9 protein-coding genes and 1 tRNA gene are annotated in these 8,909 nt (G+C 55.2%); 9 read left to right on the plus strand and 1 reads right to left on the minus strand.

What is annotated here, in order from left to right; genetic code table 11:
- Positions 1–376 (minus strand): amino acid permease (locus GIW04_RS23980; RefSeq protein WP_236479259.1); only part of this gene is annotated, 376 nt, incomplete at its 3' end.
- A 555-nt stretch (positions 377–931) separates the two neighbouring features.
- On the opposite strand from GIW04_RS23980, the gene GIW04_RS23985 reads away from it, so the two are divergent.
- From GIW04_RS23985 to GIW04_RS24025, 9 genes are all read left to right on the plus strand, one after another.
- On the plus strand, positions 932–1,705 hold the full coding sequence (locus GIW04_RS23985; RefSeq protein ID WP_120247887.1) for an ABC transporter ATP-binding protein: 774 nt from the start codon (positions 932–934) through the stop codon (positions 1,703–1,705).
- Between the two features lie 13 nt (positions 1,706–1,718).
- Positions 1,719–2,471, plus strand: a complete 753-nt coding sequence (locus GIW04_RS23990) for an ABC transporter substrate-binding protein (RefSeq protein ID WP_120247886.1) — start codon at positions 1,719–1,721, stop codon at positions 2,469–2,471.
- A 74-nt stretch (positions 2,472–2,545) separates the two neighbouring features.
- Positions 2,546–3,241, plus strand: a complete 696-nt coding sequence (locus tag GIW04_RS23995) for an ABC transporter permease (protein ID WP_005783890.1) — start codon at positions 2,546–2,548, stop codon at positions 3,239–3,241.
- Between the two features lie 38 nt (positions 3,242–3,279).
- Entirely contained in the window at positions 3,280–3,969 is a 690-nt protein-coding gene (locus GIW04_RS24000) for an ABC transporter permease (protein ID WP_032803763.1), read from the plus strand.
- On the plus strand, positions 3,950–5,137 hold the full coding sequence (locus tag GIW04_RS24005; RefSeq protein WP_094774388.1) for a methyltransferase: 1,188 nt from the start codon (positions 3,950–3,952) through the stop codon (positions 5,135–5,137). The genes GIW04_RS24000 and GIW04_RS24005 overlap by 20 nt, the downstream gene beginning before the upstream one ends.
- A gap of 488 nt (positions 5,138–5,625) precedes the next feature.
- Positions 5,626–5,701, plus strand: a tRNA-Thr gene (locus tag GIW04_RS24010).
- Positions 5,702–5,796: 95 nt separating this feature from the next.
- Positions 5,797–6,366, plus strand: a complete 570-nt coding sequence (locus tag GIW04_RS24015; protein WP_183043767.1) for a DUF4145 domain-containing protein — start codon at positions 5,797–5,799, stop codon at positions 6,364–6,366.
- Between the two features lie 387 nt (positions 6,367–6,753).
- Positions 6,754–6,912 (plus strand): hypothetical protein, encoded by a 159-nt coding sequence (locus tag GIW04_RS24020; protein ID WP_183043766.1) that lies wholly within the window; start codon positions 6,754–6,756, stop codon positions 6,910–6,912.
- Positions 6,913–7,496: 584 nt separating this feature from the next.
- Positions 7,497–8,819: an AAA family ATPase gene (locus GIW04_RS24025; protein ID WP_236270317.1), complete on the plus strand. Its 1,323-nt coding sequence runs from the start codon at positions 7,497–7,499 to the stop codon at positions 8,817–8,819.
- Positions 8,820–8,909: the final 90 nt, after the last annotated feature.

The raw sequence follows: 8,909 nt of genomic DNA on the forward strand, positions 1-8,909 counted from the left end.
TCGCCACGTCGGGGAACCAGGCGTGCAGGATGGTCGCCGCCGCGTTGGCTTCCAGCGGAATCACCAGCACCCAGAACCACCAGTACAGCCAGCCGATGGTGAAACCGGCCCAGTGGCCGATGGCCCGGTCGGCATAGGTAGAGAACGAACCGGTATCCGGTGACGCAACGGCCATCTCGGCCAGCATGCGCATCACCAAGACCACCAGCGTGCCGGCGGCTGCATAGGCCAACAGTACAGCCGGGCCGGCAGCAGCGATCGCATGGCCGGAGCCGACAAACAAACCGGCGCCGATGACACCGGCAATCGACAGCATGGTGACGTGACGCGGTTTGAGCCCCTGTTCGAGGTCATTGGAGCTTTGCGTACTACTCATTGACACACCTTTGCGAGGAATTGCGAAAACGGTTCGCCCGGCTTGCAGCCTTTCTCGTGAAAAGAATCCAACAGGGCGTTCTTTATTTTTTACGCAAGATTTGCGCCAAAATATTTCATAGCCACAGTTGACGGGGGCTGTAGGACAATTCGCAACCTATCGCAAGTCATTGAGAACAATGGCATTCCGCTATAGCGTTACCGTGCGACCCACATTCACGACGTACCGACGCACCAAAAACACACACAAAAAGTACGTGACGCCCCATAAGCGGGCTGATATGGACCGTTTGCCCGGTTAACCCTTCCAACACCCGGCCAAAGCTGGCACCATCGCGCCCTTTTTTACGCGAAGCCTGTGGATCTTTCCGGGTCAAACGTCTGTAGGTTGTTGATGGCGCGACACACTGCTGCGCCGATGCGACACCCTGCCGCAGACCATCGGTTAACCGTCCGCAGCGCTGTTGGCTGTCATCCAAACGCTATGCTAGCTTGGCGCCTCGCCAGGAAGGCGGCCCAACAGCGAAGATCGCAACGAACACAATGAGGACCGCACATGGCCCAGGCCACGCCCGCGCTTGAAATCCGCAACTTGCATAAACGCTATGGTGAGCTTGAGGTACTCAAAGGTATCTCGCTGACCGCTCGCGACGGCGATGTGATCTCGATCCTGGGTTCCTCAGGTTCCGGCAAGTCCACCTTCCTGCGTTGCATCAACCTGCTGGAAAACCCGCACCAGGGCCAGATCCTGGTGGCCGGTGAAGAACTCAAGCTCAAGGCCGCGAAAAACGGCGAACTGATGGCCGCCGACGGCAAACAGATCAACCGCCTGCGTAGCGAAATCGGGTTTGTGTTTCAAAACTTTAACCTGTGGCCGCACATGAGCATCCTCGACAACATCATCGAGGCTCCTCGACGCGTACTCGGCCAGGGCAAGGCCGAAGCCATAGAAGTGGCCGAGGCCCTGCTGGCCAAGGTCGGTATCGCCGACAAGCGCCACGCCTACCCCGCGCAACTCTCTGGCGGCCAACAACAACGCGCGGCGATTGCGCGTACCTTGGCGATGCAGCCTAAAGTCATTCTGTTCGACGAGCCGACTTCTGCGCTTGACCCGGAAATGGTCCAGGAAGTACTTAATGTGATCCGCGCACTGGCCGAAGAAGGCCGCACCATGCTGCTGGTCACCCACGAAATGGGTTTCGCCCGTCAGGTATCCAGCGAAGTGGTGTTTTTGCACCAGGGCCTGGTCGAAGAGCAAGGATCGCCACAGCAGGTGTTTGAAAACCCGCTTTCGGCGCGCTGCAAACAATTCATGTCCAGCAACCGCTAACGGAGCAACATGCATGCAGAACTATAAAAAATTCCTTCTGGCCGCGGCCGTCTCGATGGCGTTCAGCGCCACGGCCATGGCAGAAACCTTGAAAATGGGGATCGAAGCGGCCTACCCGCCGTTCAACAATAAAGACGCCAGCGGTAACGTTGTCGGCTTCGACAAGGACATCGGCGACGCCCTGTGCGCCAAGATGAAAGTCGAGAAGTGCGAAGTGTATGTGTCCGACTGGGACGGCATCATCCCGGCCCTGAACGCCAAGAAGTTCGACTTCCTGGTGTCCTCGCTGTCGATCACCGACGAGCGCAAGCAGGCGGTTGACTTCACCGACCCGTACTACTCGAACAAGCTGCAGTTCATTGCGCCCAAAGCCACGGCAGACTTCAAGACCGACGCCGCTTACCTGAAAGGCAAGGTGATCGGTGCACAGCGCGCAACGCTGGCCGGTACCTACCTGGAAGACAAGCTGCCGGACACCGAAGCCAAGCTCTACGACACTCAGGAAAACGCCTACCTCGACCTGACCTCCGGTCGCCTAGACGGCATCCTGGCTGACAAGTACGTGCAGTACGAGTGGCTCAAGAGCAAAGACGGTTCGGCCTATGAATTCAAAGGCGACCCGGTAGTAGAAAGCGACAAGATCGGTATCGCCGTGCGCAAGGGCGACCCATTGCGCGAGCGCCTGAACAGAGCCTTGGCAGAGATCAAGGCAGACGGCACCTACAAGAAGATCAACGACAAGTACTTCCCGTTCAGCATCGAATGATCTGAACGACCTGCCCGACGCGCTCCTGTGAGCGCGTCGGCTTTTAGCAATGCCTGCCGCGATATGAAAACACCATGAATTTCGATCTCTACGGATTCGGCCCGGCCCTCGCCGCCGGCGCGCTGATGACCGTCAAACTGGCGCTCACGGCCCTGTGCCTGGGGCTGGTGCTCGGCCTTGCCGGCGCCTTGGCCAAGACTTCGCCATACAAGCCGCTGCAATGGCTGGGCGGTGCGTATTCGACCATCGTTCGCGGTATTCCCGAATTACTGTGGGTGCTGCTGATTTACTTCGGCACCGTCAACCTGATGCGCGCCCTGGGTGAGTTTTTTGGCAACCCCGACCTGTCGCTGAGTGCCTTCGCCGCCGGCGTCATCGCCCTGGGCCTGTGCTTCGGCGCCTACGCAACGGAAGTGTTTCGCGGCGCGATTCTCGCCATTCCCAAGGGCCACCGCGAAGCCGGCGTGGCGTTGGGGCTGTCGAAGTTTCGGATTTTCACCCGGTTGATCATGCCGCAGATGTGGCGCATCGCCCTGCCGGGCCTGGGCAACCTGTTCATGATCCTGATGAAAGACACCGCGCTGGTGTCGGTGATCGGCCTGGAAGAAATCATGCGCCACGCGCAGATCGGCGTGACCGTGACCAAGCAACCCTTCACCTTCTTCATGGTCGCGGCGTTCATGTACCTGGGCCTGACCGTACTGGCGATGACCAGCATGCACTTCCTGGAAAAACGCGCCGCCCGCGGCTTTGCAAGGAGCACCCAATGAGCGGCGACTACAGCTGGTTATCGCACTTTGACCTGGGCCTGAACTGGGCCGTGATCATCAAGTGGCTGCCGAAGTTGGCCCAGGGCGCCACACTGACCCTGGAGCTGGTGGCAATCGCCGTGATCGCCGGCCTGCTGCTGGCGATCCCACTCGGCATCGCCCGCTCTTCGCGCCGCTGGTACGTGAGCGCCCTGCCCTACGGCTACATTTTCTTCTTTCGTGGCACGCCGCTGCTGGTGCAGTTGTTCCTGGTGTATTACGGCTTGGCGCAGTTCGACGCCGTGCGCAACAGCTTCATGTGGCCGTACCTGCGAGACCCGTTCTGGTGCGCCACCGCCACCATGACCCTGCACACCGCCGCCTATATTGCCGAGATCCTGCGCGGTGCGATCCAGGCCATTCCGCCTGGCGAAATCGAAGCGGCGCGCGCCCTGGGCATGTCCAAGCCCAAGACGCTGTTCTACATCATCCTGCCCCGCGCCTCGCGCATCGGCCTGCCGGCCTACAGCAACGAAGTGATCCTGATGCTCAAGGCCAGCGCCCTGGCCAGCACCGTGACTCTGCTGGAACTGACCGGCATGGCGCGCACCATCATTGCCCGCACCTACCTGCCGGTCGAGATCTTCTTCGCCGCCGGGCTGTTCTACCTGCTGATGGCCTACGTACTGGTACGCGGCTTCAAACTGCTGGAAAAATGGCTGCGCGTCGATGCATGCCAAGGACGTTGAGGCACGCTTCCAGGCACTGGATGCATTCCTGACCGAACACCAAGGGCTGTGGCGACCACGGCCCTTTACCCAGCTGCAGTTGCCCTGGGAAACCGTGCACCCAGCCTTATCCCAATGGCTGCGCCAGCGCTCGCTGGCCGAGGCCGAAGCCAGTCACAACCACCCCCACGACCTGCCCGCGCCCGCGCCTTTTCCACAACTGGCCGCTGACGCGCTGCGCCTCGGCACTGTGGATAAGTTGCCCACACACGCCCTTGAACCCGCTCGCCATCGCCTGAATGTCGACGTGCCCGGGCGCAAATGGCAACAGATCGAAGCCTTCGGCGCCGCGCTGACCTTTTCCCAAACGCCCGCCCACTGGCTGGACTGGTGCGCCGGCAAAGGCCACCTAGGCCGTCGCCTGCTGCAACCCGGCCAACATCTGACCTGCCTGGAATACGACCCCGCCCTGATCGCCTCCGGCCAAGCCTTGAGTGATCGCCACGGCCTGCCCGCAACCCATCATCTGCAAGACGTAATGGCGGATGTCGCGATCCAGCCCGAACACACACCCGTCGCCCTGCACGCCTGCGGCGACCTGCACGTGCGCCTGCTGCAACTGGCCAGCGCCGCCGGCTGCAAACAACTGGCATTAGCGCCCTGCTGCTACAACCGCATCACCGCCGACAGTTATCAGGCCCTTTCCGCCGCCGGGCGCGCCTCATTGCTACAGCTGTCGATTGATGACCTGGGCCTGCCCCTGAGCGAAACCGTCACCGCCGGCAACCGCGTACGCCAACAACGAGACACCTCCATGGCCCGGCGCTTGGGCTTTGACCAACTGCAACGGCAACTGCGGGGCTGCGACGACTACCTGCCAACACCCTCCCTGCCCGCCAGTTGGCTGAACAAACCCTTTGCCGACTATTGCCAGGAATTGGCAAGCCTCAAAGGCTTATCCACAGGCGAACAGGATTGGCCGGCACTTGAGGCCCACGGCTGGCAGCGCCTGGCCGAGGTGCGCAACCTGGAACTCGTGAGAGGCTTGTTTCGACGCCCATTGGAACTGTGGTTGGTGCTGGATCGGGCACTGTTTATGGTGGAACAGGGCTACAACGTCGAGGTCGGCAGCTTCTGCGAATCGTCGTTGACCCCGCGCAACTTGATGGTGCTGGCCGAGCGCCAATAAAGGGCAAAAAATCCTACACACGACCTGTGGATAACTCTGTTGATGAATTCTTTACAGAGGCCGTAGATACCGGCCCTTCACGCCAAAAGCCAATCTGGTCATTTTTTGTTCACAAAATAAAGTGCACACAAAACAGGCAGTTGCAGCGTGTTGAGAACTGCTGCACAAAATGGCTGTTTCGTGACAGCTGTTACCAACCGATTGTGCATAAGCATCTGGTGCCAGGCGCATAACGGGCGCTTTATGCGGGCTGTTTTGGCGTGTTCGGCAAGGGGGTAAAGCTCGTTGGACATCTGGTTAGGAGGGGGTCTGGAACCTATTGGTCTTGATCTGCTGCGCGAGCTGGAGCCGAACTTTGCGTGTGCTTTTCAACCTGTGAAGACACGGGGGAAACGCGCTAATCGCGAGAAACCTTCGATTTTGCAAAAATAGTCAGAATTCAGGGGTTTACAGAACCTTTCCAATCGCTATAATCGTCGCCCTAACACGCCGGTATAGCTCAGTTGGTAGAGCAACTGACTTGTAATCAGTAGGTCCCGGGTTCGACTCCTGGTGCCGGCACCATTTAAAATCAAAGGCTTGCAGCGATGCAGGCCTTTGTTTTTTGCGTCGCACGTAACAAGCGACGTAACAAGCGCTCTTTGAAAGGTGCTACGACCATGGATTGGCTGCAGTTTCTCTCCTCTATAATCAGCTCAATTGCTTGGCCGACCGCCGTTGTAGGCCTTGCCTGCATCATGCGAGATCCGCTTGCAAAGCTAATGCTGCTAATCCGCAGACTGAAATACAAAGAGTTTCAGATCGACATCGGTGAACAGCTGGAAGCTGTGAGAGACCAGGTAGGCGCAGAAGGCGAAGCCCCAAACCTGCCAGTTGAAGAGCCTCCATTGAGCTTTAAGTCTCTTGCTCAGGCAGACCCACGAGCTGCAGTGCTCAGTGCCTGGATACCCGTTGAGACCGAACTCCGCGACATTGCGATGAAAATGGGTATAAGCGGTAAACCAGCGACCATGCTGTTAATTCGTGAACTGTACAAAGCAGGCGTTGTGGACCGAGTGACCTTTGATACGTTGGAAAAACTGCGGCGAATTAGAAACTCTGCAGTTCACGTGACGGAATCTGACGTTACTTTCGAAGATGCTATCAATATGGCGGATATGTGTCAGTGGGTCACTGGTCATCTGAAGCGCAACAATGCAAACCCAAACCTCCCTGCCGATCTCAGCTGACCGCCCCAGAAAACTGAGCGCCACTAGGGTGCCTGCACACATCGAGCGGCACCCGCAGTACACACGGGAATTTTTTCCGGTGCACCCATCAAAAGTGCGTAAGAAGTGTAAGCTAGAAGATTATTTTCTCTTTAAACCTTATATTTCAATGCTTTAGAACCATTTCTTAACTGTAAGTAGACTGTCAGATCAGTGTCGGCACCATACAGTTTGTGACTGTAAGTTAGACACTCAGTAACATACTGTTTTTAAAGGGTTTTTTTGACATAGCTTCCAGACTTACACTTTTTGCCGACACGACTGTAAGTGAGCATCCCCAATGAATACGGGGCCTTGCGGGCATTTTTAGACCCGCTTACACCGCTTACATGTCAGGAGGGGGTGTACTTGGAAAAGCTTTCAGCGAAACGACTTGAGCAGCACCAGGCAGAGGCATTGCACAGCGCGTTGAGTCAGCTTCTCATCCCGCTGGTTGAGGCCGAACTTGCTCGCTTGAAACGTAATGCAAGCGTTCCACATGAGCGCTTAGCTGCTGCGGACTTGTGAAACCTCAGCTCGGGGGCCCCATCGCGCCGTAAGCCGTGGCGGCTGCGACCTGCAGCCAGTTATCACCGTGACAGCTCTGATTGAGACAGGCCGCCCCGATCGAACCGTCTCGATTATGAAAACCTGCCCCTTAGCGGGATTTTCATTTTTTGGCCCAGTAAAATCAGGGGGGGCGTCGTAACCTGCAGGTGACCGCCTGATTACATCGTTGTGCAACCTCGCTGCATTTTTCTTCCAAATTTTGCAATTTGTGAAATTGCCCGTCGGCGGAAGAGACGCCCTGCCCGCCTGGTCTGCAGGGGCAGTTGCACTACATCTGGATTTGCACAAAAAAACGACGCAAACCCCGTCGGCGGGAGGGGGATAAGTGCATTTATCTGCGTTTTTTTCAATATTGTGCCTTTTCTGAGGAGGCTGATTGTTTTCGAGCATTGCTCAAGGAGGACTGGTAGAGGTAGGGCTTAAGCAGTGAAGGACATAATGACCGGCCTTTTCGGGCATTGGTTTAGCTAAAAATGCCACAGAAGGCGATAGCTCACGACTACACACTGTGCCATCATCGCCACATAGCTAAGGGAGTAGTCATGAACGATTCTATAAAAATTCAGGAAATATACATTTCAAAACTCTATGGCATTTACAACCATAGAGTATCACTACGAAACGGCGGCATTACTATTATCCATGGCGCCAACGGCGTCGGGAAAACAGCAGTCCTAAAGTGCCTTAAGTACATCTTCGACTGGGACATTGAAGCATTAAGCAATGTACCATTTCGAACTATCCATGTAGGCCTCAGCAACGATACAAACATATCTATATCGAGGCAGTCAAATGGCAAGCCTACGGAAAAAAGTGATCACCTTAACCTCTCCAGCCCCCTTGAAATCTCCTTTTTCAAATCTGGTAGCTCTCATGTAGAAACTGTTTCGCCAATAGATCCGGAGATGTTATCAATCGCCAAACTAATGGCCGAAACTAGACCATGGCTGAGAGAGGTAAGGCATGGGCTGTGGTTCGATGAGAAAAACGGGAACTCAGTTGATGCTTGGGATCTTGCATATAGATACATTCCCAATAAAAAAAATAAACGGAGAACCAGATCTGCTTTTTTTGATAAAATACGTCGAGAGCTTAATGTCAAACTAATTGATACCTATCGATTAGCAGCTCGCGGGACTGAAAATTCGAAATTGACTGTTGATCAGTGCGCGTCAAACATGGTTGCTCAAATTGAGGCGGTAAGCGCTGAATATGCTCAAATGTGTCAAACACTTGATCAGTCCTTTCCGCACAGGCTAATTGCTGGAGATCATGAATTTCTAAGCGCAGACTCTGTTAGTGAGCGTTTAAAGAAACTTGAAGCATATCAAAACTGGCTAAGCGCCATGGGTTTATTAGCAACAATCGAAGGTCCATCGTTCCCCTCGGATGTAAAATCCCTATCACTAGGGAAAATTGAAACAATGAGCCTATTCGTTCAAGACAGCGAGTCAAAACTTAGCGTTTTCAGCACTCTGGCGGATAGATGTTTCGTTCTTTTTGATCTACTGAAGGGAAAGTTTGCACACAAACGCTTAATCATAAATAAAGAAAGAGGTTTGTCTGTCATAAGTGAAATGGGCAGCGACATCCCCCTTTCCTCACTTTCATCCGGTGAACAGCATGAAATTGTCTTAATGTATGAATTGCTTTTTAAGACATCTCCCAACTCCCTATTACTAATCGATGAACCTGAGATATCGCTGCATGTAAAATGGCAAAAAAGCTTTATCAAGGATCTAAAACGTATTCGTGACATCGTAGGTTTTGATGCTCTCATCGCAACGCATTCGCCATTCATAGTTGGCGACTTTCACGAGCTTATGGAGGGCGGTCTCAAGGAGCAAGTGCAACACCTGAGGTAAGGTGTTGCGATGAAAAAGACCTACAGCCACTTGAATACCGAAGAGCGAGTGACACTGATGCTCATGCGCCGGCAAGGTGACAGCCTGAGG

Origin of the sequence: Pseudomonas sp. PA-4-8C (assembly GCF_021606625.1) — a bacterium.
GTDB lineage: Bacteria > Pseudomonadota > Gammaproteobacteria > Pseudomonadales > Pseudomonadaceae > Aquipseudomonas > Aquipseudomonas lactis.

Excerpts from the sequence above, each read along its gene's own strand:
- GIW04_RS23995 (WP_005783890.1), top strand. The coding sequence starts at position 2,546 with ATGAATTTCGATCTCTACGGATTCGGCCCGGCCCTCGCCGCCGGCGCG.
- GIW04_RS23985 (WP_120247887.1), top strand. The coding sequence starts at position 932 with ATGGCCCAGGCCACGCCCGCGCTTGAAATCCGCAACTTGCATAAACGC.
- GIW04_RS24025 (WP_236270317.1), top strand. The coding sequence starts at position 7,497 with ATGAACGATTCTATAAAAATTCAGGAAATATACATTTCAAAACTCTAT.
- GIW04_RS24005 (WP_094774388.1), top strand. The coding sequence starts at position 3,950 with ATGCATGCCAAGGACGTTGAGGCACGCTTCCAGGCACTGGATGCATTC.
- GIW04_RS24015 (WP_183043767.1), top strand. The coding sequence starts at position 5,797 with ATGGATTGGCTGCAGTTTCTCTCCTCTATAATCAGCTCAATTGCTTGG.
- GIW04_RS23990 (WP_120247886.1), top strand. The coding sequence starts at position 1,719 with ATGCAGAACTATAAAAAATTCCTTCTGGCCGCGGCCGTCTCGATGGCG.